The 22,154-nt window shown below is 68.5% G+C and carries 20 protein-coding genes and 1 tRNA gene; 6 read left to right on the forward strand and 15 right to left on the reverse strand.

Annotated elements, in window-relative coordinates; genetic code table 11:
* Positions 1 to 99: 99 nt before the first annotated feature.
* Positions 100 to 2,742: a glycoside hydrolase family 3 protein gene (locus J2W22_RS13935; RefSeq protein ID WP_307118844.1), complete on the reverse strand. Its 2,643-nt coding sequence runs from the start codon at positions 2,740 to 2,742 to the stop codon at positions 100 to 102.
* A 216-nt stretch (positions 2,743 to 2,958) separates the two neighbouring features.
* Here J2W22_RS13935 and J2W22_RS13940 point away from each other — a divergent pair, with 216 nt between their 5' ends.
* Genes J2W22_RS13940 through J2W22_RS13960 form a run of 5 tightly spaced genes read left to right on the forward strand, consistent with a single transcriptional unit; the run spans position 2,959 to position 7,907 of the window.
* The gene (locus J2W22_RS13940) at positions 2,959 to 3,828 is read left to right on the forward strand and encodes a hypothetical protein (protein WP_307118845.1); all 870 of its coding nucleotides are present in this window, start codon (positions 2,959 to 2,961) and stop codon (positions 3,826 to 3,828) included.
* Positions 3,825 to 4,697: a HesA/MoeB/ThiF family protein gene (locus J2W22_RS13945; RefSeq protein WP_307118846.1), complete on the forward strand. Its 873-nt coding sequence runs from the start codon at positions 3,825 to 3,827 to the stop codon at positions 4,695 to 4,697. Before J2W22_RS13940 ends, J2W22_RS13945 begins: the two co-directional genes overlap by 4 nt.
* Entirely contained in the window at positions 4,694 to 5,836 is a 1,143-nt protein-coding gene (locus tag J2W22_RS13950; RefSeq protein ID WP_307118847.1) for a hypothetical protein, read from the forward strand. The genes J2W22_RS13945 and J2W22_RS13950 overlap by 4 nt, the downstream gene beginning before the upstream one ends.
* The gene (locus J2W22_RS13955; protein ID WP_307118848.1) at positions 5,833 to 6,930 is read left to right on the forward strand and encodes a GNAT family N-acetyltransferase; all 1,098 of its coding nucleotides are present in this window, start codon (positions 5,833 to 5,835) and stop codon (positions 6,928 to 6,930) included. The genes J2W22_RS13950 and J2W22_RS13955 overlap by 4 nt, the downstream gene beginning before the upstream one ends.
* On the forward strand, positions 6,927 to 7,907 hold the full coding sequence (locus J2W22_RS13960; protein WP_307118849.1) for a hypothetical protein: 981 nt from the start codon (positions 6,927 to 6,929) through the stop codon (positions 7,905 to 7,907). Before J2W22_RS13955 ends, J2W22_RS13960 begins: the two co-directional genes overlap by 4 nt.
* Here the strand turns inward: J2W22_RS13960 and J2W22_RS13965 are convergent.
* From J2W22_RS13965 to J2W22_RS14000, 8 genes are all read right to left on the reverse strand, one after another.
* Complete coding sequence (locus tag J2W22_RS13965) at positions 7,904 to 9,505, reverse strand: c-type cytochrome (protein WP_307118850.1); 1,602 nt, start codon at positions 9,503 to 9,505, stop codon at positions 7,904 to 7,906. The two genes, J2W22_RS13960 and J2W22_RS13965, sit on opposite strands and share 4 nt — an antisense overlap.
* 38 nt (positions 9,506 to 9,543) lie before the next feature.
* Entirely contained in the window at positions 9,544 to 10,368 is an 825-nt protein-coding gene (locus J2W22_RS13970) for an alpha/beta fold hydrolase (protein ID WP_307118851.1), read from the reverse strand.
* 118 nt (positions 10,369 to 10,486) lie between these two features.
* Positions 10,487 to 10,562 (reverse strand) — tRNA-Lys (locus tag J2W22_RS13975).
* A gap of 101 nt (positions 10,563 to 10,663) precedes the next feature.
* Entirely contained in the window at positions 10,664 to 11,800 is a 1,137-nt protein-coding gene (gene rodA / locus J2W22_RS13980; RefSeq protein ID WP_307118852.1) for a rod shape-determining protein RodA, read from the reverse strand.
* A complete protein-coding gene (gene mrdA, locus J2W22_RS13985; protein ID WP_307118853.1) occupies positions 11,800 to 13,833 on the reverse strand; it encodes a penicillin-binding protein 2 in 2,034 nt (677 codons plus the stop codon). The genes rodA and mrdA overlap by 1 nt, the downstream gene beginning before the upstream one ends.
* Complete coding sequence (gene mreD, locus J2W22_RS13990) at positions 13,833 to 14,339, reverse strand: rod shape-determining protein MreD (RefSeq protein ID WP_307118854.1); 507 nt, start codon at positions 14,337 to 14,339, stop codon at positions 13,833 to 13,835. Before mreD ends, mrdA begins: the two co-directional genes overlap by 1 nt.
* Before the next feature lie 2 nt (positions 14,340 to 14,341).
* On the reverse strand, positions 14,342 to 15,247 hold the full coding sequence (gene mreC, locus J2W22_RS13995; protein ID WP_307118855.1) for a rod shape-determining protein MreC: 906 nt from the start codon (positions 15,245 to 15,247) through the stop codon (positions 14,342 to 14,344).
* A gap of 18 nt (positions 15,248 to 15,265) precedes the next feature.
* On the reverse strand, positions 15,266 to 16,306 hold the full coding sequence (locus J2W22_RS14000) for a rod shape-determining protein (protein ID WP_307118856.1): 1,041 nt from the start codon (positions 16,304 to 16,306) through the stop codon (positions 15,266 to 15,268).
* A gap of 146 nt (positions 16,307 to 16,452) precedes the next feature.
* On the opposite strand from J2W22_RS14000, the gene mutL reads away from it, so the two are divergent.
* Entirely contained in the window at positions 16,453 to 18,255 is a 1,803-nt protein-coding gene (gene mutL / locus J2W22_RS14005) for a DNA mismatch repair endonuclease MutL (RefSeq protein WP_307118857.1), read from the forward strand.
* A gap of 279 nt (positions 18,256 to 18,534) precedes the next feature.
* On the opposite strand, the gene J2W22_RS14010 is transcribed toward mutL, so the two are convergent.
* The 6 genes from J2W22_RS14010 to rpsF form a co-directional block, all read right to left on the reverse strand.
* On the reverse strand, positions 18,535 to 18,822 hold the full coding sequence (locus J2W22_RS14010; protein ID WP_307118858.1) for a hypothetical protein: 288 nt from the start codon (positions 18,820 to 18,822) through the stop codon (positions 18,535 to 18,537).
* A 57-nt stretch (positions 18,823 to 18,879) separates the two neighbouring features.
* A complete protein-coding gene (locus J2W22_RS14015) occupies positions 18,880 to 19,602 on the reverse strand; it encodes a CAP domain-containing protein (protein ID WP_307118859.1) in 723 nt (240 codons plus the stop codon).
* A 119-nt stretch (positions 19,603 to 19,721) separates the two neighbouring features.
* Complete coding sequence (locus J2W22_RS14020; RefSeq protein WP_307118860.1) at positions 19,722 to 20,324, reverse strand: CAP domain-containing protein; 603 nt, start codon at positions 20,322 to 20,324, stop codon at positions 19,722 to 19,724.
* 358 nt (positions 20,325 to 20,682) lie between these two features.
* Positions 20,683 to 21,300, reverse strand: coding sequence for a 50S ribosomal protein L9 (gene rplI / locus J2W22_RS14025; RefSeq protein WP_307118861.1), 618 nt, complete (start codon positions 21,298 to 21,300; stop codon positions 20,683 to 20,685).
* A gap of 12 nt (positions 21,301 to 21,312) precedes the next feature.
* Complete coding sequence (gene rpsR / locus J2W22_RS14030; protein WP_010543816.1) at positions 21,313 to 21,537, reverse strand: 30S ribosomal protein S18; 225 nt, start codon at positions 21,535 to 21,537, stop codon at positions 21,313 to 21,315.
* Between the two features lie 14 nt (positions 21,538 to 21,551).
* Complete coding sequence (gene rpsF, locus J2W22_RS14035) at positions 21,552 to 21,944, reverse strand: 30S ribosomal protein S6 (RefSeq protein WP_307118862.1); 393 nt, start codon at positions 21,942 to 21,944, stop codon at positions 21,552 to 21,554.
* Between the last annotated feature and the right edge of the window lie 210 nt (positions 21,945 to 22,154).

Consider the following 22,154-nt stretch of genomic DNA (forward strand, 5'->3'; position numbering starts at 1 on the left):
CTTTGGCTGGCGCCTCGTGGGGAGATCGCGTTCCCCATAGCCCGAGAAAAGCCGAGCGGCCAGCTGCTGTCAAGCCGACCGCTCGGGTGTTGGTTCGCCTCAGCGGGGAAGCACGGCGCTCCCGGTGATCTCCAGCTCGGCCGCCACGCCTGCGACCGCCAGCAGACCGGGACGCGTCACCGGCTGGCCGCCGCCGATCCACAGCTTGACGCGGCCCGGCACCAGCTTCCGCACGCCCTTGGCATCGACCTGGCTCAGCGCGCGCGCATCGAGCGCGAAGCGGACGGTGCGGGTTTCGCCTTGCTTCAGATGGACACGCTCGAAACGCTCCAGGGCGCGGACCGGTGCGCCGGTGGTTCCGGGGTGCGAGACGTAGAGCTGGACGACTTCGTCACCGTCGCGCGCGCCGGTGTTGCTGACATCGACCGAGACTTCGACCTGGCCGTCGGCACCGACCTTCGCCTTGCTCAGCTTCGCCGGGGCATAGCCGAAGCGCGTGTAGCTGAGGCCGTGGCCGAACGGATAGAGCGGCTCGCCAGTGAAGTAGCGATAGGTCCGCCCGGCCATGCGATAGTCGGTGAAGGCAGGCATCTGATCGGCCGACTTGTAGAAGGTCACCGGCAGGCGCCCGGCCGGGCTGAAGTCGCCGGCGATCAGGCCCGCCACCGCATGGCCGCCTTCACCGCCCGGATACCAGGCCTCGACGATCGCCGGCACATGCGCATCGGCCCAGTTCACCCCGAGCGCGCTGCCGTTCATCAGCACCAGCACCGTCGGCTTGCCGACCGCCTGGACGCGCTCGAGCAATTGCTGCTGCGGGGCGGGGAGGTCGAGGCTGGTGCGGTCGCCGCCGGCGAAGCCCGGGGCCTGGACCTTCATCTCCTCGCCCTCGATCCGGGCCGAGAGGCCGCCGACGAACAGGACAAGATCGGCCTGCTTCGCTGCATCCACGGCATGGTCGCCATCGGCGCCGGGCGGGCTCCACACCAGCTGCTGGCTGCTGCGCTGCCCGCGCTGGAAGCCCTCGACGCGGATCGGATAGCGCTTGCCCTTCTCCAGCGTGATCTTGCCCGAGAGGATCGACGGCGCGTCGCCGACGCCCCATTCGTCGACGACCAGCTTGTCGCCGACCCAGACGCGGTAGCCATTCTCGCTGGCGAAGCGGAACCCGTACTCGCCACTCTCCGGGGCGACGAGCGTGCCGGTCCAGCGGGCCGAGGTTTCGCGGTCGCCGCGCCATTCGAAGCGGGCATTGGGTGCCGTGCTGCTCTCGGTGGCCGCGCCCGCCAGATCGGCGCCCTTGAAGAACTCGACCTTCAGCCCCTTTGTCGCGCAGCCGGCGTCGACGCAGAGCGCGTCGTCGGGCACCGGCACTTCGGCGGGGCCGATCAGGCCGGTGCCCTGCACATACAGGATCTTCGACTTGGGATAGCGCGCGCGGATGCCGTCGAGCACGGTCACCGCCTTCGAAGGCGTGCCGTAATAATTGCCGACCAGCGCGTCGAAGCTGTCGGCATTCGGGCCGATCACCGCGATCGTCTTCGGATCGCCCTTGATCGGCAGCAGGTCGCCCTGGTTCTTGAGCAGCACCATCGATGCCTCGGCCATCTTGCGCGACAGCGCGTGATGCTCGGGCGTGTCATAGTCCTTCGCGGTGATGTCGGCGAAGGGCAGCTGCGGATCGAACAGGCCTAGGCGGATGCGCGCCTCGAACAGGCGCAGCAGCGAGCGGTCGACCACCGCCTCGGGCAGCTGGCCGGCCTTCACCGCCGCGACGATGTTCTCCGGATCGGTGGTCATGTTGTTGCGATAGTCGCCGCAGATCAGGTCCATGCCCGCCTTGAACCCCAGGGCGACGCCCTCGGGTGCGGTCTTGGTGTAGTGGAGCGCGTCCTCGCGATAGATGTTCGCCGCCGCGCCGCAATCGGACACGACATAGCCCTTGAAGCCCCAGCTCCTGCGGAGATGGTCCTCCATAAGGAAGCTGTTCGCGCAGCCCGGCACGCCGTCGACGGCGTTGTAGACGCACATGACCGATTCGACCTTCCCCTCGGTCACCGTCGCGCGGAAGGCGGGGAGGTAGGTGTCCTCCAGGTCATAGGGGCTCGGATGCACGTCCTCGCGGTGGCGGTTGCTCTCCGGGCCGCTGTGCACCGCGAAATGCTTGGAGGTGGCGAGGGTCTTCAGGAACTTGGGATCATTGCCCTGCAGCCCGGTGATGAAGGCGATGCCCAGCCGGCCCGAGAGATAGGGATCCTCGCCATAGGTCTCCTGGCCACGGCCCCAGCGCGGATCGCGGAAGATGTTGATGTTGGGCGACCAGACGGTGAGCCCACGATAGAAGTCGCTGCCGCCATTGGGATGGCGCCGCTCGACATATTTGGCGCGGAACTCGGTGGCGATGGTGTCGGCGACGTCGTGCAGCAGCGGCGTGTCCCAGGATGCGGCCATGCCGATCGCCTGGGGGAAGACAGTGGCGATGCCGGCGCGGGCGACGCCGTGCAGGCCCTCGTTCCACCAATTATACTCGGGCACGCCGAGGCGCGGGATCGCCGGCGCGGTATGGCCGAGCTGATGTGCCTTCTCTTCCAGCGTCATCTTCGAGATCACGTCGCGGGCGCGCTCTTCCGGCGTGGCGGACGGATCGCCGAGCTTGCCCGGAGGCGCGGTCTGCGCGCTCGCCAGCGGTGCCAAGGCGCTCGACGCCAGCAGAATGAGCGCGGTCTTCAGCTTGTGATTCACCTGGGGCCTCTCCTTTGTTTGCACCGACGCTAGCGCAAATATGGTAGCGCTACCAGATGGTCTTGCAGACGCGCGGGCTCGTGGGTTCGACAAGAGCATGGTAATCTTTCCGGCGCAGGAGATACGCGAAGGGGGATAATGCGTTCGGCGATCATCTTGAGAGCGTTTGCGGGACGATATCTCCATCTTCGCTTCCGGTCCGGCCGGGGCCATGCGGTGGAAATCGTCGAGAGGCCGGCATTGTCGCTGTCGCCGGCCGAGCTTGACGCCCTGGTCTCCGCCTGCCGGATGGTCGTGGCGGCCTGTCTCGACGGGCGCCAGCTCGACTATGGCCTGTTTGCGCCCGATGGCTTGGCATGGGAGCGCAGCGTGGTGACGCTGGTGCGTCGCACGCGCGACGGTGCGCCGATCGCCTTCAATGCCATGCCGCTGCTGCGGGTCGAGCGCGGCGGCGCGCCGGGCGAGGTCCTGCATCTCGGCCTGGTGATGGTCGATCCCGCCGAACGGAGCGCCGGCCTGTCCTGGATCCTCTATGGCCTGACCTGTTTCGCGCTGTTCGTGCGGCGCGGTCTGCGGCCCTTGTGGATCAGCAGCGTGACCCAGGTGCCGGCGGTGGTCGGCATGGTCGCCGAGACGTTCGACCATGTCTATCCGGCCCAGCAGGGGACCCGGGCGAGCTTCGCCCACCACCATCTCGCGCATCAGATCATGCGGACGCAGCGCGACGCCTTCGGGGTGGGAGAGGATGCCGGGTTCGATCCGGCTGCCCAGATCATCACCAATGCCTATACCGGCGGCTCGGACAATCTGAAGAAGAGCTTCGAGGTCGCCGCCAAGCACCGCGACGAGCGCTACAACCGCTTTTGCTCAGAGATGCTCGACTATGCGCGCGGCGACGATGTGCTGCAGATCGGCCGCATCGACCTGGCGACCGCGCGGCGTTTCCTCGCGCGCAGCGTGCCGCGCAGCGCCGTTCCCCAGCTGGCCGTCCAGGGCATCATCCTCGCGATCCAGGCCGTGGTCGCGCCGCTGGTGCAATGGCTGGCGGCAGACAAGCCCCTAGGCAGATTGAGACCCGCCCGATGAATGCGTTCAGCTATGACGAGATGACCACGCGCAACCGCGGCTTCGTGACGGCGCAGGAGCAGGCGCGGCTGCGTGAGGCGTGTGTGCTTGTCCCCGGCGTGGGCGGCATGGGCGGCGCCGCGTTCATGGCGCTGGTCCGTGCGGGCGTGGGGCGCTTTGTGATCGCCGATATCGACACGTTCGAGGTCTCCAACCTCAACCGCCAGCTCTTCGCCACGCTCGACACGATCGGTCGACCCAAGGCGGAGGCGGCGCGGGCGGGCGCGCTCAGGATCAATCCCGAAGCCGAGATAGAGCTGCTCGGTGGCGAGTGGACTGCGGCGCTCGACCGGCTGATCCCGGCGAGCGACGTGATCGTCAATGGCATGGACGATGCCGCGGCCGGGGTGCACCTCTATCGCCGCGCCAGGGCCCATGGCCGCACGGTGATCGATGCCTATGCCTCGCCTCTGCCCTCGGTCACGGTGGTGCGACCCTCGGCGCCGCGCCCCGAGGAGCGCCTGGGCTACCCGACCGTCGGCGTGCCCTGGACCGAGGTGACCGCCGAGATGCGGGTCGCCTGCCTGCAGCGCGAGATAGAATATGTGCTGACCCACAGCTCCTCGCACCGTCATGTCGATTTGGACGTCGCCGCCGAAGTCGCGGCGGGCAAGCGCTCGCGCTTCTCCTTCTCGACCATGGTGACGATGGCGGGCACGCTGATGGCCGAGGAAGCGGTGCGCGAGATACTGGGCCGGCCGGGCGGCGCCGATCATCGCGGCTATTTCTTCAACCCCCACCGCACCAGGGTCGAGCGGCCGCTGCCGGCGCCGTTCGCGGCAGTCCGCGGTTTCGCGGTGCGGCGCTTCATGCAGCGGATGATGGCGTGAGCGGCACGATCGACCAGTTCATCACCGCCATTGCGCTGCTCGCCCTGCTCATCGCGCGATGGGGCGTGGCCGATGCCGCGGCGCGCTCCGGTGTCGCCGCCCGGCTTCGTACGCTCTATACGCTGACCGGCCTGCTGCTCGCATTGCGCCTGCTCGCACCGCTGCTCGCGATGACGCCGCTGGTGGTGGCGCTGATGACCGTCGCGGCCTGGCTGCCCTTTGCCGGCGTGCGGCTGGTGGAGGAATTGTGCCGCCGGCATGCGCCGCGCCCGGTGAAGCTGCTGGCGCTGGGCGGCGGGCTGGCCTTCACCCTGGTCGCGCTGACGCTGGGCGTGGTGTGGAGCGCCGGGGCGCTGCTCGGCCTGGCCGCCTATCAGTCGGTCATGCTGGTCCTGATGATCCGGCAGCTCGCCGGCGCGCGGAGAGGGCTGGGCACGGCGGAACGGCGGACGCTCGACACCTTCCTGCTCGCGTTGCCGCTGACCATCCCGCTGGCCCTCACCGATTTCCCGGCGCTGTTTCCCGATCTGCCGGTGCGCGGCGGGGCGATCGCGGTGCTGTTGCTGGTGCTGGCCTCGTCGCGGCTGGTCAGCGATCGTGGTACGCCGGCCGGGCTGATAGCCGACCTGTTGGTGGCGCTGGGGGCGAGCGGGGCAGTCGTACTCGCCGGACATGTCGCATTGCTGGGACTCAACGCCAATGCGGCGGTGAAGCTGGCGGCAGGCGGATGGGCGATCGCCGCGCTGCTCTTGCTGGTCGAGCGGGCTGCCAATAGCGGGACGCGCGGGTCGGGGCTGACCGCGGCACTTGCCCGGACACCCGGCGGCGGCCTCGGTACCATCCTCTCCGCCCATCCGCTGCTGGAGGCCGGGCGGGTGCTCGAGGGCGAGGACCTGGCCGGCTATCCTTCGATAAGTCTGGCGCGGCTGCTGGAGCACCGGGTGATCAGCGCCGATATCGAGGATGCGGAGGCAGGCGATGCCGGGCGGGACCTGCTCCAGGCCGCGCAGGCGACGCATCTGCTGCGCATATCGCGCGACCCGCCGCGGTTGCTGGCGATCGCGGCGGGCGGGCTCGCCGGCGCGGCGCTGGACGACGAGATCGAGATCGCGGCACGATTGATCGAGGGGAGGGCATGACGATCGAACTGAGGACCGGAGACCGTGACGCATTCTTCGAGGCGCCGTTCCATGCCTATCGGCGCGCGGACGGCTATGTCTCGCCCCTGTGCGGCGACGTGCTGCGGATGCTCGATCCCGAGGCCAATCCGCTGTGGAAGGCGGGCAATCCCTTCCGCTTCTGGACCGTGCATCGCGAGGGGCGCCCGATCGGGCGGATCGTCGCCCACGTCCATGGCCAGTCGAATGCCCGGCACGGGACGGCGCGGGCGCAGTTCGGTTTCTTCGACTGCGCCGACGATGGCGAGGCGGCCGCCGCGCTGCTCGGTGCCGCGGAGGATTTCGCGCGGGAGACCGGGCAGCGCGAGCTGGCCGGCAATTTCAACCTGACCGCGATGCAGCAATGCGGCGTGATGACCGGCGGGTTCGGTGCGCGCGGCTATACCGACATGATCGTCAACCCGCCGCATGTGCCCCGGCTGCTCGAGGCGAACGGGTTCACGCGCTTCTTCCCGATGCGTACCTTCGAGCTGCAGCTCGCCGAAGCCCGGACCGAGGGCTTGCGCGTGCTCGACGCAGGCGACGGCTTCCGCTTCGCGCCGATTCGCAAGGCCAGTTTCGCCGAGCGGATGGAGGAAGCGCGCGCAGTGCTCAACGACGGGTTCAGCGACAACCCGATGTTCGTGCCGCTTACCGCCGACGAGTTCCGCTTCCAGGCTGGCGAGATGATGTCGATCCTCGATCCGCGCCTGTCCTCGGTGCTGGTGAAGGACGATCGGCCGGTCGGCACGATCATCTGCATCCCCGATCTCAACGGGCTGCTCGCGGCGACGCGCTCGCGCATCGGGCTGGCCACGCCCTTCCATTATCTGCGCTACCGGCTGCGCCGGCGGCGGGCGGTGATCATCTTTTATTCGGTGGTGCAGGACATGCACGGCCAGGGCCTGATGGGCGGGATGCTGGCGCGGACGGTCGAAGCGCTGCGGGGCGCGGGATATGAACAGCTCGGCATCACCTGGATCGCCGACGGCAATGCGGCGAGTCTGCGCCAGATGGAGAAGCTCGGCGCGCGGCCGCTGCACGAGACGCACCTGTTCCGTAAGGAGATCGCATGAGCCAGGTCGATCGCGAGGCGCTCGTCGCAGAGGCGATGCTTGCGCCCAGCGTCCATAATGTCCAGCCGGCGCGATGGCGGCTGGCGGGAGCGGACGGGTTGCAGCTGTTCGAGGATCCGGGCTGCCGGCTGACGGTAGGCGATCCTGGCGGCAACGATGCCGGGATCAGCCTCGGTGCTGCGGCCGAAGGGCTGCGGCTTGCCGCGGGCCGGGTCGGGCTCGTCTTGGTTCCGGCGGAGCCTCCTGCGGCGGAGCCGGGGCTGCGCCCGGTGGCCGGCTATCGGCTGGTTCCAAGCGAAGAAGCGCCCGATCCCCTGGCCAGCCATGTCGAGGCAAGACGGTCCTGGCGCGGCACCTTCGCGAAGCCGGGAGCGGCGGACCGCGAGGCGGTGTCCGCGCTGGCGTGCGAGAATGCGGCAGTCCTGGTCGATCCCGAAGTGCTGGGCGGTCTGGCACGCCGGTTCGACCGGGCGAGCTTCGGCTTCATGCACGACAGGGATTTCCGCGGCGAGCTGCTCTCCTGGATGCGCCTGACCCCGCGCCATCCGCGCTGGTCGCGCGACGGGCTCAATGCCGAAGCGATGGCGATGGGGCGGGTCGAGGCCTGGGGTGCCGGGCTGCTGCTGGGCCGGAGCTTCGCGGCGTTCGACCGGATCGGGCTCGCCCGGCCGCTGCTCGCCGAAGGCGCCAAGGTCGCCAGCGCCGCCGGGCTCGTGGTGTTCCATCGCCCGTCGGACGAAGCGCCCTTCGACAGCGGTGCGCATTTCTACCGGCTGTGGCTGCGGCTGGAAGCGGCGGACTTCGGTGCCGCCGTTCTCGCCGCGCTGGCCGACGACCGCGAAGCCGCCGCCGAGGTCGCGAGGATAGCAGGCGTGCCGGGGGGACGCCGGGTGGTCAGCGCCTTCCGGATCGGCCGCCGGCCGGCCGGCGCGATGCCGGAGCGGGCGCGGCGCCCGATCGGGGAGGTGCTGGTCTAGAGCAGCTTGAGAAAGGCTAGCAGCGCCTGCTTATCGGCATCGGACAAGGTCGCGCCATAGGCATGGCCGGCATTGCCGCGACCCGGTGCGCGCGTGTAGATCCAGGCGGGCTGGGAAAAGGGACGATAGCCTCGCGGATAGCTTCCGTCGGGCATGAGGCGCAGCCCCACCCGGTCGAAATCAAGCGCATGGCCGCCGACCTGAAAGCGGACGGGCCGCGTCGTCGGCGAGAGCAGCGCGGCCAGCGTGGGAACCGAGCCATTGTGGAGATAGGGCGCCGAGGCCCAGATTCCGGTGAGTGGCGGCGCGACATAGCCCTGGCCTGCGGCGGCAGCGATCGTTTCACGATAGACGGTCCGGTTCACCCCCTCGGCGAGTGCAGGGCCGAATGCTGCTGCACGCAGCCGGTCTGTGCCGACATCGCCGGCCCAGTTGGGAAAGCGGACGAGACGCGGACGGCCGTCGGCCAGGCGATAGTCGCCATGGCAGGCGGCGCATTGCCGGGCATAGAGGGCCGCGCCTGCCCGTGCCTGGCCCGGATCGACGGGGCCGGGAAAGGGTTGCGGGCGATAGGCCTTGAGGAAGGCCATGATCGCATTGGCGTCGTCGAGCCTGCCGATTGCAGCATCGGGGTGCACGCCCATGCTCGGTACGGTGAAGAAGGTGGTGATCGCAGCGAGCGACCGCAGATGCTCCGGCGTGAGATCGGTCTCGGTCGTGGCGCGGCTGCGGGGCGCGCCAGGCACGGCATAGGCGCCATCTGCGAGCAGGCTGGTCTTCCAGACCCGGTCGCCCAGGTCGGGGATCGAGACGACACCGGCATCGCCCGCGCCGCCGCCGATCAGCGGCAGGCCCAGCGCAGCCTTGAGCGCGGCAACGCCATTGGTGCTGCCCGGGGCGCCATTGGGGAAGGGCAGGGGCCGGTCCGCGCCGGCAAGGCTGGCGAGGCGGCGCTTGGCCAGCGGCAGCACCAGCATCCGCAGCGTCGCCCGCTCGCGCCAGTTCATCTCGGGAAACAGCGCAGTGGTAGCGGGGAGCAGCCTGTCGCTGCCGGCAAAGCGCCGCATCGCCCGGAACACGGCCATCGTATAGGCCTCGAGGTCGATCGAGCTGTTCGGCATGCCGAGCATCGCGCGGCGCGGATCGGGCATGCCGTCCGCGCCATAGGCCACGCCGGCATGGCAGGCCGCGCAGCCGAGATTGGCGACGCGGACCAGGCTGCCCCCGATCGGCGCAAGGTCGCCGGTGGTGAAGCCGAGTGGCATGTCGTCGTTCCGCCCGCCGACAACGCCTGTCGGCCGGTTGACCACCCTCGCATCGATGAGGAAGCCGAAGCGGGCCAGGACGCGCGACAGGGTGGCGCGATCGATCTTCGCCGAAGGATCGCGCGCCTGCTCGTCCAGCACCAGCGCAGCGGCGACAAGTCGCCAGGGCACGGCGTTGCTGGCCAGCGCCTCCATACTGATCCCGCCGAAACCGGCGCCCTCGAATGCCGCGGCGCCCTGCGCGACCATGCCGGCACCGGGCGCCAACGAGGGGCGGGTCAGCGATTCACGCTCGGTGCGCGCGCCGCCCCAGAGCAGCGCGGCGAGCAGCACCAGGCCCGCACCGGCAAGGACAAGGCGGCTCCAGCGGGTCAGGCGAGAAACTCCTCCACGGCGGCGACGAAGATATCGGGTTGCTCCCAGTGCGGATAGTGGCCGCAGGCATCGATCAGCAGCGACCGGGCCTCGGGCAGCAGCGCCGCCGCGCGAGCGGCGTTGCGCGGCGGGAACACGCGGTCCTGCCTGCCCCACAGCACCAGCGCGGGCGCCTCCACGCGCCGGGCGAGCGCGGCCATCTCGTCCAGATGCGTGCTGCCGAGCAGGTTCACGCCGGTCTGCAGCGTGCGGACGAACGAGCGGTCGCTGCCAGGCAGGCTCGCGTAGCGGTCGGTGATCTCCACCAGCTCGGGCGTGATCAGGCGCGGGTCATGGATCGCCAGGCGCAGGGTCAGGCGGTTGTTGGCGGGTGTCGGTCGGCCGAGCCAGCTGCCGATCAGCGGCAGCGCCGGCGCTCGCATCAGCAGGTTGGTCCTGCGGCCGAATCCGCCCGGCGCAGCGAGCACCAGCCGGTCGACGCACTCGGGACGCGCGGCGGCGAAGCGTATCGCGACACTGGCGCCGAGCGAACTGCCGACAAGGTGCGCCCGGCCAAGTTCCAGCGTGTCGAACAGCGCCGCCAGCTGTGCTGCGAAGAACGCACTGTCATAGGCAGCGTCGGCCGGGCGGTCGGCCTGGCCAAAGCCGGGCAGGTCGAAGGCGATGACGCGGCGACGCTCTCCCAGCAGGGGCAGGACCTTGCTCCAGATCTCAATGCTGTTGGCGAGCCCGTGCACCAGAACGACCGGAACGCCGTCGCCGCCGGTATCGATCAGCCGGGTCCGCGGACCGATAGGAAGTTCGAGAAAGCGCGTAGCCATGGCCGGCGGTCTGCCATCAATAGGCTGCCGATCCGTTACATCGAGCGCAGGAGCCCAAGAAGAATGCGGTTCCGGAGGATCACCACTGCCAGCGAAGAATGCCAGATCACGGAAATAATGGTGGACGCACTAGGGCTCGAACCTAGGACCCGCTGATTAAGAGTCAGCTGCTCTACCAACTGAGCTATGCGTCCATTCCGGGTTGTTTCGGCGCCCTTGGTGAGTGCGCCTCCGCAGTGGAGGTGGGCCTTTAGCGGCGAGGTTCGCGGCTTGTAAACCCCCTATTTCGAAAAAATCACCAACGCTGCACGCGGCGGCTCTGGCGGTCGATCGAAAGCAGGATTCCGAAGCAGATCATGAAGGTCATCACGGCGGTGCCGCCGAAGCTGATCAGCGGCAGGGGAACACCCACCACCGGCGCCAGGCCCATCACCATCGCCATGTTGATCGCGCAATAATAGAAGATCGTCGCCGAGAGCCCCGCCGCGGTCAGCCGGGCGAAGCGGCTCTGCGCGCGCATGCTCACGCCGATGCCCCAGCGGATCAGCGTGCCGAAGCCCAGGATCAGGAAGAAGCCGCCCATCAGGCCCCATTCCTCCATCATCGTCGCCAGCGCGAAATCGGTATGGCCCTCGGGCAGATAGTCGAGATGGCTCTGCGTGCCCTGCAGGAAGCCCTTGCCGAACACGCCGCCCGATCCGATCGCCACCTTGGACTGGCTGATGTGATAGCCGGTGCCCAGCGGATCGCTCTCCGGATCGAGGAAGATCATCACGCGGTTGCGCTGATAGTCGTGCAGCACGAAGTTCACTGCCAGCGGTGCCGCCACCGCCAGCGCCAGCGCGCCGCCGATGAACAGGCGCAGCGGAATGCCCGCCAGGAACATCACCGTCACCGCGCCGAAGCAGATCATCAGCGCGGTGCCCAGGTCGGGCTGGAGCATGACCAGGCCGGCCGGGATGCCGAGCAGCACGCAGGCCGGCCAGATCGCTCCGAACTTCCGTATCTCGCCCGCCGGCAATATCTCGTAGAAGCGCGCCATCGCCATCACGATCACCGGCTTCATCAGCTCGGAGGGCTGCAATCGGATGAAGCCCAGGTCGAGCCATCGCTGGCTGCCGCCGGCGACGGCACCGAGCAGCTCCACGCCCACCAGCATCACCACGATGACGATGTACATGGGGAAGGCGCCCAGCGCCCAGAAGGTCTCGGGCACGCGCGACAGGCCGATCGCCATCGCCAGGAACACGAAGAAGCGCAGCCCCTGGTTGAGCGCCCAGGGCGTCATGCTGCCGCTCGCCGCCGAATAGAGCACGACCAGCCCGAACATGCCGATTGCCACCACCAGCCCGATGATCCGCCAGGGCAGCTGGGCGAGCGGGCCGGGGACGATGCCCGAGGGGCCGAGGCCGGAGGATTGGAGCGTGGCCATCAGTCTGCCTCCACGCTGCCGCGTTCGGCCGCGCTGCTGTCGATCGTGTTGCTGGTCGTGGCGTTGGCCGCCTCGGACGCGACGGTGCTCGCCGCCTCGGCCGCGTCCTCGGGCGCCTCGGGCGGCGGGGCGTTCTGCGCGGTCGAGAAGGCCTGGGCCTGCGCGGCCATCCGGGTGCGATAGTCGCCGCCCCAGGTCGGCTCCTCGGCATGGAGCGAGTCCATCGCGCGCTTCCGGTCGAACAGGAAGGTCATGATGTCGCGCCCGATCATCGGGGTATCGAGGTTGCGGATCGTGTGGCCGTTATGCTCGAGCACGATGCCCGCGGCATATTTGGGCTTGTCCGCCGGTGCGAAGCAGACGAGCAGTGCGTGGTCGCGCAGCTTGAACGGCAGCGAGGCGTTCTTGAGCACGCCCGATGCGCGCTCCGCCATGGTGATGCGCCGCACCTGCGCGGTGCCGGTCTTGCCCGCCAGGGTGATGCCGGGCACCTGGATGCGCGCCGCGCCGCCGGTGCCGCCCGAATTGATCACGCCGAACATCGCATCGCGGATGATCGCCAGCTGCTCGGGCGTGGCGGCGAGGGGCGGGGCCTCCTGGCGGGGCGTGTCGGCGAGCAGCCGGGGGACGAGCTGGCGCCCCGAGGCGAGCCGGCTCGCCATCACCGCCAGCTGCAGCGGATTGGCGAGCACATAGCCCTGGCCGATCGAGGCGTTGAGCGAATCCGCCACCGTCCAGGCCTGTTTGTAGCGCTTCAGCTTCCAGGCACTGTCGGGCACGGTGCCGAAGCGCTGGGTGGAGAAAGGCAGGTCGAACTTCTGGCCGAGGCCCAGCGCGCGCGCCATCGGCGCCACCGCGTCATAGCCCACGCGGCGCACCATCTCGTAGAAATAGATGTCGCAGCTCTGCATGATCGCGTTCTTGAGGTCGAGCGGACCATGGCCACCGCGCTTGTGGCAGTGGAACACGCCATTGCCGACGCGCATCGCGCCCGAGCAGACGACGCGGGCATGCGGATCGACGCCGGCATGCATCAGCGCCAGCCCATTCATCGGTTTCACGGTAGAGCCGGGCGGATACAGGCCCTGCAGCGCCTTGTTCATCAGCGGGACGTGGTCGTCCTCGCTCAGCATCTTCCATTCGTTGCGGCTGATGCCGTCGGAGAAGCTGTTGGGATCATAGGCCGGCATCGAGACCATGGCGAGGATGTCGCCATTCTCCACGTCGATCACCGTCGCCGAGCCGGAGTTGGTGCCCAGCCGCCGTGCGACATATTCCTGGAGCAGCGCGTCGATGGTGAGTTTCACCGTCTCGCCGGGCTGGTCGGGCCGGGTGGCGAGCTCCTTGACCAGCCGGCCATGGGCGGTGACCTCGACGCGCTTGGCGCCCGGCGTGCCGCGCAGGCGATCCTCCAGCGTCTTCTCCAGCCCGTCCTTGCCCAGCTTGAAGCCGGGGGCGACGAGCAGCGGGTCCTTTTCCTTCTGATACTGCTCGGCCGAGGCCGTGCCTACATAGCCGACCAGATGCGCCACGCCCGCCGCCAGCGGATAGTTGCGCGAGAAGCCGCGGGTCGGCTGCACGCCCGGCATCTCGGGCACGCGCACGCTCACCGCGGCGAAGCGCTCCCAGTCGAGGCTGTCGGATACCTGCACCGGCTGGAAACCCGAGGCGCGCTTCAGGTCGGTGCGGATTCGCGCCATCTCCTCCTCGGAGAGGCTCAGGATCTGCTGGAGCAGGCCCAGCGTCTTTTCCTTGTCCTCCATCCGGTCGGGGATCATGTCGACGCGGAACGCGGTGCGGTTGTTGGCGATCGGGATGCCGTTGCGGTCGACGATCCAGCCGCGTCGCGGCGGGGTGAGCGTCAGGCGTACGCGGTTGCTCTCGGCGGTCAGCCGGTAGCGCTCGTTCTCGAATACGGCGAGCCAGGTCATCCGCCCGGCCAGCACCAGCGCGGCAGCACCCTGGATCCCGCCGAGCACAACTGCGCGGCGGGAGAAACTGTAAGCCTGCGCTGCTTCGGTGATCCGGACCATCAGTTCTGTTTCTTATCCCGATCCAGCCACGCGCAGAACCGGGCAATTACGGGAAATAATGCCGCCGAGACGACGATCTGGAGCAGCAGCGCCGTATCGACATGCGCGCTGAACGGTACCGCGATCAGCCGCCCGCCGACCAGCACCATGGCGATCGCCCCGCTGGCGATCAGCCAGTCCTGCCAGAAATCGCGCCACACCAGCCGCGTGTCGAGCACGTCGACCATCAGGATCGCCAGCGTCCACAGCACCATCGCGCTGCCCGGCGGCTGCCCGCTCAGCATGTCGTCGACAAAGCCCAGCGGCACCGGCATCCACACCTTCATCGCGTCGCCGCGCACCAGCCGCCAGCCGAGCAGCATCATCAGCCCGAACGGGGGCAGGAAGGGCACGGTGGCGACGACCGGGAGCAGGGTCATCATCGATCCCAGCACCACCGAGAGCGGCGCGAGCCAGATGCTGCGCGGCAGCTTCTCGCTTCGGCCGAGGGGAATGAAGTCGGTCACCGCTATTTCTTCGCGGAGGCCGGCTTGGCGCTGGACGAAGGGGAGGGTGTCGGGCTGGGTGCCGGCTCGGGCAGGAAGGTCTGCTGGACCAGTGCGAAGTCGAGCGCGTCGGGATTTGCCGATGGCTCGGCAACGGCAATGTCGCGCGAGGTGCGGATCACCCGGGCCACCGGGATGTTCGGCGAGAAGATGCCGCCGGTGCCCGAGGTGACGAAGGTGTCGCCCGGCTGGAAGATCATCGTCGCCACGCTTGCCGAGCGGATGTCGAGCAGCCCGTCGCCGCGGCCGGTGGCGATCGCGGGCAGGCCGTCGCGGGTGCGCCGCACCGGCACGATGCTCTCGGGATCGACGATCAGCAGCACGCGCGCGGTATTGGGGCTGGTCTCGGTCACCTGGCCGATCAGCCCGTCGGGCTGGCGCACGGGCTGGCCGCTCTTTACGCCCTGCCAGTTCCCGGCGTTGAGCGTGGCATAGCGCCGGGTGCTGCCGAGCGAGCTCGCGACCAGCCGCGCCACCACCACCGCGTCGGTGGAGACGTCACGCAGCTTGAGCATCTCGCGCAGATGCCGGTTTTCCTGGTTCAGCGTCCGTGCGCGGCTGACCAGCAGCTCGTTATCGGCGATCTGCTTCTTCAGCCGCGCATTCTCGCCGCGGACGTCGACATAGCTAGAGACGCCGCCGGGCACTCCGGCCACGCTGGTGCGGATCCAGGTGAAGCCCGAGGCGATGGGGGTGGTGATCTCCGAGAAGAAACCCCGCACCGCCGCGAAGGCCGGCGGGTTGAACGTCGAGAGCAGCAGCAGGGCCACGCCGATCAGCATCCCGCCGACCGCGCCCACGTAACCGAGGAAGAGCCCGTATTGCGCCCGTCGCGAAAAACCCGAGCGCCGGTTGCGTGGCGGCGCCATTGCCCCCTGCCTTCCGAATTAGACCGAGATGAGCACGCCGCGGAACACCGGATCCTCGAGCGCGCGGCCGGTGCCGAGCGCCACGCAGGTCAGCGGGTCCTCGGCGATCGTGACCGGCAGGCCGGTCTCGTCGCGCAGCACTTCGTCGATCCCCTGCAGCAGCGCGCCGCCGCCGGTGAGGACGATGCCCTGATCGACGATGTCCGCGGCCAGTTCCGGCGCGGTGTTCTCGAGTGCGATACGCACGCCCTCGACGATCGTGCCGACCGGCTCCGAGAGCGCCTCCGCGATCTGGCCCTGGTTGATCTGGATTTCCTTGGGCACGCCATTGACCAGGTCGCGACCCTTGATGTGGATCGTCTGGCCGATGCCGTCCGCCGGCGGCTTGGCGACGCCGACTTCCTGCTTGATGCGCTCGGCCGTGGCTTCGCCGATCAGCAGGTTGTGGTTGCGGCGCACGTACGAGACGATCGACTCGTCCATCTTGTCGCCGCCGACGCGGACCGAGGTGGAATAGGCGAGGCCGCGCAGCGAGAGCACCGCGACTTCGGTGGTGCCGCCGCCGATGTCGACGACCATCGAGCCGATCGGCTCGGTCACCGGCATGTCGGCGCCGATCGCGGCTGCCATCGGCTCCTCGATCAGCCACACCTGCGAAGCGCCGGCGTTCGACGCGGCGTCGCGGATCGCGCGGCGCTCGACCGAGGTGGAGCCCGAGGGCACGCAGATCACGATCTGCGGCCAGCGCATGAAGCGCCGCTGGCCGTGCACCTTGCGGATGAAGTGCTTGATCATCTCTTCGGCGATGTCGATGTCGGCGATCACGCCGTCGCGCAGCGGGCGGATCGCCTCGATGCTGCCCGGGGTCTTGCCCATCATCAGCTTGGCGTCGTCGCCGACTGCCTTGACGCGCTTGACGCCGTTGAGCGTCTCGACCGCCACCACCGACGGCTCGTTGAGGACGACGCCCCGCCCGCGGAGATATACCACGGTGTTCGCCGTGCCGAGGTCGATCGCCATGTCGTGGGACATGAAATTGAACAAGCGGGAAAATGCCATCTATGGTTCCGTCCTGCGGCGCGGGCGCCCGCCGCGCAGCTCTTCAAAAATCTAGTCCTGCCCCTTCCGGGACGGACTGAAGAATCCGGCCTGGTGCGATGCGGTTGGGGTCGCGGGATGCCGTCGCTTGGGCTAGAGCAACGACCATGTCAATACGCCGTCTGCCCGAACATCTTGTCAACCGAATTGCAGCGGGAGAAGTGGTCGAACGCCCTGCCAGCGCGCTGAAAGAACTGGTCGAAAACGCCATCGACGCCGGAGCCACCCGGATCGCCGTCAAGCTCGCCGGTGGCGGCACCGATCTGATCGAAGTGACCGACGACGGATGCGGCATGTCGCCCGCCGAGATGGCGCTCGCGCTGGAGCGCCATGCCACCTCCAAGCTGCCCGACGACGAGATCGACCAGGTCACCACCCTGGGCTTTCGCGGCGAGGCGCTGCCCTCGATCGCCAGCGTCGCGCGGATGACGCTGGAGAGCCGGGTGCGCGGCGCCGAGGGCTGGCATCGCATTGTGGACAATGGCGCGGTCGTCTCCGAAGGTCCCGCGCCGCTGCCGCCGGGCACCCGGGTGCGAGTCGAGGCGCTGTTCGCCCGCGTCCCTGCGCGCCGCAAGTTCCTGCGCTCGCCGCGTGCCGAGTACGCCGCGAGCCTCGACGTGATGAAGCGCCTCGCCATGGCCCGGCCCGACATCGCCTTCTCGGTCGAGCATGACGGCCGCAAGGCCTTCCATGTCCAGGGCGGCGAGAGCGGCCCCGAGCGCGTCGCCGGCCTCACCGACCGTGCGCTCGCCGAGAACAGCGTCGCGATCGACTTCGAGCGCGAGGGGCTGGTGCTCGGCGGCGTCGCCGGCCTGCCGACCTTCAACCGCGGCGTGGCCGATCACCAGTATCTGTTCGTCAACGGGCGTCCGGTGAAGGACCGCCTGCTGATCGGCGCGCTGCGCGGCGCCTATGCCGAGATGCTGGCGCGCGACCGCCACCCGGTGGTCGCGCTCTTCCTCGACGTTCCGCCCGACCAGGTTGACGTCAACGTCCACCCTGCCAAGACGGAGGTCCGCTTCCGCGACCCGGCGCTGGTGCGTGGCATGATCGTCTCGGGCCTGCGTCGCGCCCTGGATGAAGCGGGGCACCGCAGCGTCCAGCGCCCTAGTGAAGCGGCCTTGGGGATGTGGACCAGCGAGACGAGCGCACCGGTGGCCCCCGCGCCGCAGCTCTGGGATGCCGAGCCGGCCTTCACCCCGGCGCCGCAATACAATCCCGCGCCGTCCTACAACTACACCAGCGTCCAGGATCGCCGTCCGAGCTTCGCCGCCCCGCCGCCGCTGGCCCGTGCCGAGCCGGCGGTCGCGCCGGTGCCGCAGAGCGTCCAGCACCCGCTTGGCGTCGCCCGCGGGCAGGTCGCCAAGACCTATATCGTCGCCGAGGCCGAGGATGGCCTGGTGCTGGTCGACCAGCACGCCGCGCATGAGCGCCTCGTCCTTGAGCGGATGCGCAAGGCGATGGCCGAGGGCGGCGTCGCCAGCCAGGGGCTGCTGGTGCCCGAAGTCGTCGAGCTGGACGAGCCGGCCTGCGACCGGCTCGAGGCGCGGATTGCGGAGCTGTCCGAGTTCGGTCTCGACCTCGAACGCTTCGGCCCGCACGCGATGCTGGTCCGCGCAGTGCCGGCAGCGCTCGGCAAGGGCGACGTCCATGCGCTGGTCACCGACCTCGCCGACGAGCTGGCCAGCTTCGACGAGGCGCTGAGCCTCAAGGAAAAGCTCGACCATGTCGCCGCGACCATGGCCTGCCATGGCTCGGTGCGCGCGGGCAGGGTGCTCTCGGTCGCCGAGATGAACGCATTGCTCCGCGAGATGGAAGTCACGCCGCACTCGGGCCAGTGCAACCACGGACGCCCGACCTGGGTGAAGCTGGCGCACGGCGATATCGAGAAGCTGTTCGGGCGGAAATAGCCCGGGTTATCGCGGTGTCGGGCCCTCGCGGCGTGCGCGAAGCGTCGCGTCCGCTTCGTCCGGCGATGGCAACGGGCGATTGGTGCGCATTACGTGGAAGGCGCCGCAATTATCATCCGGACAGCCGCATGAAATGGTATCCACATGATATCGCGGCCCGCCGCTACGAGCCTGCAGGCTGTTCATCTTCTCTTCGCTCCTGATCGTGTCGATGATCGCGTTGCGTTTGAGAAATTTTCCAACCACTTGCAGTTCCTTCGCTGGATCAGTTCAGGGCAATTACCGCCGAACCTTCCCGAAATACCAGGCGATATAGCTCCCCAGCGCCAGCCATCCCGCGATCACCGGCCATACGCCATAGTCCCGCAGCGAATAGCTGAGCAGCGCCGAGATGCCGATCAGCAGGTTCGCCGATCCCCAGTAGAAGTTCATCAGCGGCGAAGAGCGGCTCACCCCGCGCGGCCTTGCAAAGGGAGTGGGAAAGGGCTCGCCGCGCAGGCCGGCGGCAAGATGCGGGATCGCGTTGCAGAGCAACGCCCCGGCGAGGAACAGCACGACATAGCCCATCGGGCGCGATCCTCACCGATATGGCGGTATCTGGCAATGCGGCTTCTGGCGGGCGCCTCAGCGCTTGGTCGTCGCCGGCATCCGGAAGACCTGGCCGCCGCGTGCCTTGGCCCAGCCCGGCAGCACCGGCGAGCCGTCGGCGGTGCCGCTGAAATCGACCACGCAGATATTGCCGAAGCGGCGATGCGCGCCGCAGCCGACGCCGGCGTAGCGGAAGTCCGCCTGGAACAGCAGCGCGCGGTGCCCGCGGCCGCGCACGCCGTCATCGACGATCAGGCTGCGCACCACTGCGCCCGCATCGCCATTGCCGTACCAGATGCCTTCGCCGACATAGATGTCGCCGCCGCGCCGCTTCACCCGGTCGCCCGGGCTCGACCCGTCGCGCGAGACGTGACCGCTGCCGCCATAAGCGCCCTGGTCGTCGGCATGGTCCTGCGCCGCCAGCACGAGCAGCTCGGCGCGGCTCAGCGGCGGCAATGGCGCCTGGCGCTCGAGAAAGTCGATCGCCTCGTCGACGGCCGGAATGCCTTCATTGGTGATCACGCCGTTCGGGTCGCCCGGCAGGAACAGCACGCGGCCGTCGAAGAACTCGCGATATTCGCGCAGCATCTCGGCATATTCCTGCGGATGCTCGCGGGCATAGTTGATCTCGGTGAGCACGTCGCGCTCGAGGCGGGAGACGTCGTTGGCGCGCTCGCCAGCATGGGCGGCGGCATTCGTGAGGAACATCGCACACGCGCCCAGCGCGGCGGTCCAACGGGCGGTCTTGGCAATACGCACGTACACGCTCCCCCCGGAGCCGGCCCGGGCCCCGCGCCCGTCCGTCATTTCACCGGTAGCGATACACGCTTAACCGGCTGAGAAGGCAAGCGGATATTCGGGAGTTAACCGTATGAGGCTCAGGGGTGCCCGTCGGCCTTGCGGCCCAGATCGGCGACGCACATCACCCGGTAGCCGCGATGCGGCCCGCAGGCGACGCCGGCATAGCGCATCTCGGCGGCGAACAAGGTCTTGCGGTGGCCGCGCCCGGGAACCGCATCGTCGACGATCAGCTGGCGCACCACCTCGACGGCGCTGGGCGGGCCATAGGTGATCACCTCGGCGACATAGCTGCCGCCGCCGCGCCGCTGCACCCGGTCGCGCGGATTGGCGCCATCGGCCGAGTAATGGCCGGTGCCGCCGCTCGGTCCCTGCTCGCGGACATGGTCGCGCGCGGCCCGGGCGAGCAGGGTGGCGGGCGCGATCGGCTCCAGCGGCGCCTGGCGCTCGAGGAAGCGGATGGCCTCGTCCACCGCACGCACGCCTTCCTCGGTGCGCAGCCCGTCGGGATTGCCGGGATACCAGACGATCTTGCCCTTGAAGAACCGGCGATAGGCGCGGAGTTGCTCGGCATAGTCGCGCGGTCTGGTGCGGGCGAAGTTGATCTCGGCAAGCACGGCGGCCTCGATGCCCGACTGGGCGGGCATGGCGAGCGCCAGGGCAAGGGGCAGGAAAGGCGGCATCGCGGCCCTATAGACCAGATCGAGGTGAACGCTTCCCGAACAAAAGATTAACGCTCGCTGCAACCTTGCTCGGCTGGGCTCGTTTTATGCCCCGAGCGACAAACAAAGGTTCGGGTTGAGATGAACAAGGTTCTGCCAGTTGTCCTGGCCCTGATCCCGCTGGCCGCGGTGATCGGCGCCTGTGTTTCGTGTCCGTAACGCGATTGGTTTGACTCGCCAGGTGCGGCGGATGGATCCAAATTACTTGCCCCGGGTTACGGATACATCGGAATACTGAAACCCCCAGCGGGTCGCGCAAAGAAAAGGGCCGCTCCGAAATGTCGGGGCGGCCCTTTCATTTTTCCGTGCGGAGGCTGGATCAGCCCTCGGCGGTCTCGCCTTCGTCGGCGGCCGGAGCTTCCTCGCGGACCTCGGCGGTCGCGCCCGGCTCGGCGTTGGGGTCGTATGCCTCGACGAAGCCCGCGGTGTCGCGGCCTTCCTCGAACATCGCGGCCATCACGTCCACGCCCTGCGCCTGCATGTCCGCCTCTTCCGGCGAACGGGCAACGTTGACCTTGACGGTCACGGCCACTTCCGGATGCAGCGCAACCTTGACCTCGTACACGCCGATCGCCTTGATCGGCTTGTCGAGGACGACCTGCGACTTGGTGACCTTGTGGTTGTCGGCGACGAGCGCCTCGACCAGGTCACGCACCGCGACCGAACCATAAAGCTGGCCGGTGTTCGAGGCCTGACGGATCAGGGTGACCGAAACGTCCTTGAAGCTGCCGGCTTCCTTCTCGGCATCCGAACGACGCGAAGCGTTGTCGGACTCGATGCGGGCGCGGTTGGCCTCGAAGACCTTCTTGTTGGCTTCGTTGGCGCGCAGCGCCTTCTTGCGCGGCAGCAGGTAGTTACGGGCGAAGCCGTCCTTGACCTTCACCACGTCGCCGATGCCGCCGAGCTTCTCGACGCGCTCAAGCAGAATAACGTCCATGGGGTGCGCTCCTTACTTAACGATGTAGGGCAGCAGGCCCAGGTGGCGGGCGCGCTTGATGGCCTGGGCCAGCTCGCGCTGCTTCTTGGCGCTCACCGAGGTGATGCGCGACGGGACGATCTTGCCGCGCTCAGAGACGAAGCCCTGGAGCAGACGGACGTCCTTGTAGTCGATCCGGGGAGCGTCCTTCGCGGAGAAGGGGCAGCTCTTGCGACGGCGGAAAAACGGGCGTGCCATGGTCTATATCTCCCTTATTCGCCGCCGAAACCGGTGTTGCCGCCGGCTTCGTCACGATCGCGACGGCCACGGCCGCGCTCACGGTCGCCCTTGCGCATCATCACGGTCGGACCCTGCTCCAGCTCGTCGACCTTGACGGTCATGTAGCGGATCACGTCTTCGTTGATCTGCGTCTGGCGCTCCAGCTCGGCGACCACGCCGGCCGGCGCGTCGATCTCGAGCATCACGTAGTGCGCCTTGCGGTTCTTGGCGATGCGATAGGCGAGCGAACGAAGACCCCAGGTCTCGGTCTTCACGACCTTGCCGTTATTGTCCTCGACGATCTTGGTGGCGGCTTCCGCCAGTGCGTCCACCTGCGCCTGTGCCAGATCCTGGCGCGCAAGGAACACGTGCTCGTAAAGAGCCATGCGTCTTTCTCACTGTTGGCCGATCGCTGACGCCACCCCGTGTGACGCCCCTCCGGCTGTCGTCTCGTATTCAATGGTCGCGCGAGCGGGAATCGCGTCCCCACGTCGAACGAAGGCGGGCCCTTAGCGGGAAGCGCCGCCGCTGGCAACCGCAATCGCTCCCAAAGGCGGGAGAGGATTGGAGCGGGCACACAAAGGCCGCTTACGGCA

The sequence above is a fragment of the Sphingomonas kyeonggiensis genome, assembly GCF_030812785.1.
Lineage (GTDB): Bacteria > Pseudomonadota > Alphaproteobacteria > Sphingomonadales > Sphingomonadaceae > Sphingomonas > Sphingomonas kyeonggiensis_B.

Excerpts from the sequence above, each read along its gene's own strand:
- J2W22_RS13945 (WP_307118846.1), top strand. The coding sequence starts at position 3,825 with ATGAATGCGTTCAGCTATGACGAGATGACCACGCGCAACCGCGGCTTC.
- J2W22_RS13955 (WP_307118848.1), top strand. The coding sequence starts at position 5,833 with ATGACGATCGAACTGAGGACCGGAGACCGTGACGCATTCTTCGAGGCG.
- J2W22_RS13960 (WP_307118849.1), top strand. The coding sequence starts at position 6,927 with ATGAGCCAGGTCGATCGCGAGGCGCTCGTCGCAGAGGCGATGCTTGCG.
- J2W22_RS13970 (WP_307118851.1), bottom strand. The coding sequence starts at position 10,368 with ATGGCTACGCGCTTTCTCGAACTTCCTATCGGTCCGCGGACCCGGCTG.
- rodA (WP_307118852.1), bottom strand. The coding sequence starts at position 11,800 with ATGGCCACGCTCCAATCCTCCGGCCTCGGCCCCTCGGGCATCGTCCCC.
- mrdA (WP_307118853.1), bottom strand. The coding sequence starts at position 13,833 with ATGGTCCGGATCACCGAAGCAGCGCAGGCTTACAGTTTCTCCCGCCGC.
- mreC (WP_307118855.1), bottom strand. The coding sequence starts at position 15,247 with ATGGCGCCGCCACGCAACCGGCGCTCGGGTTTTTCGCGACGGGCGCAA.
- J2W22_RS14000 (WP_307118856.1), bottom strand. The coding sequence starts at position 16,306 with ATGGCATTTTCCCGCTTGTTCAATTTCATGTCCCACGACATGGCGATC.
- mutL (WP_307118857.1), top strand. The coding sequence starts at position 16,453 with ATGTCAATACGCCGTCTGCCCGAACATCTTGTCAACCGAATTGCAGCG.
- J2W22_RS14010 (WP_307118858.1), bottom strand. The coding sequence starts at position 18,822 with ATGGGCTATGTCGTGCTGTTCCTCGCCGGGGCGTTGCTCTGCAACGCG.
- J2W22_RS14020 (WP_307118860.1), bottom strand. The coding sequence starts at position 20,324 with ATGCCGCCTTTCCTGCCCCTTGCCCTGGCGCTCGCCATGCCCGCCCAG.
- rplI (WP_307118861.1), bottom strand. The coding sequence starts at position 21,300 with ATGGACGTTATTCTGCTTGAGCGCGTCGAGAAGCTCGGCGGCATCGGC.
- rpsR (WP_010543816.1), bottom strand. The coding sequence starts at position 21,537 with ATGGCACGCCCGTTTTTCCGCCGTCGCAAGAGCTGCCCCTTCTCCGCG.
- rpsF (WP_307118862.1), bottom strand. The coding sequence starts at position 21,944 with ATGGCTCTTTACGAGCACGTGTTCCTTGCGCGCCAGGATCTGGCACAG.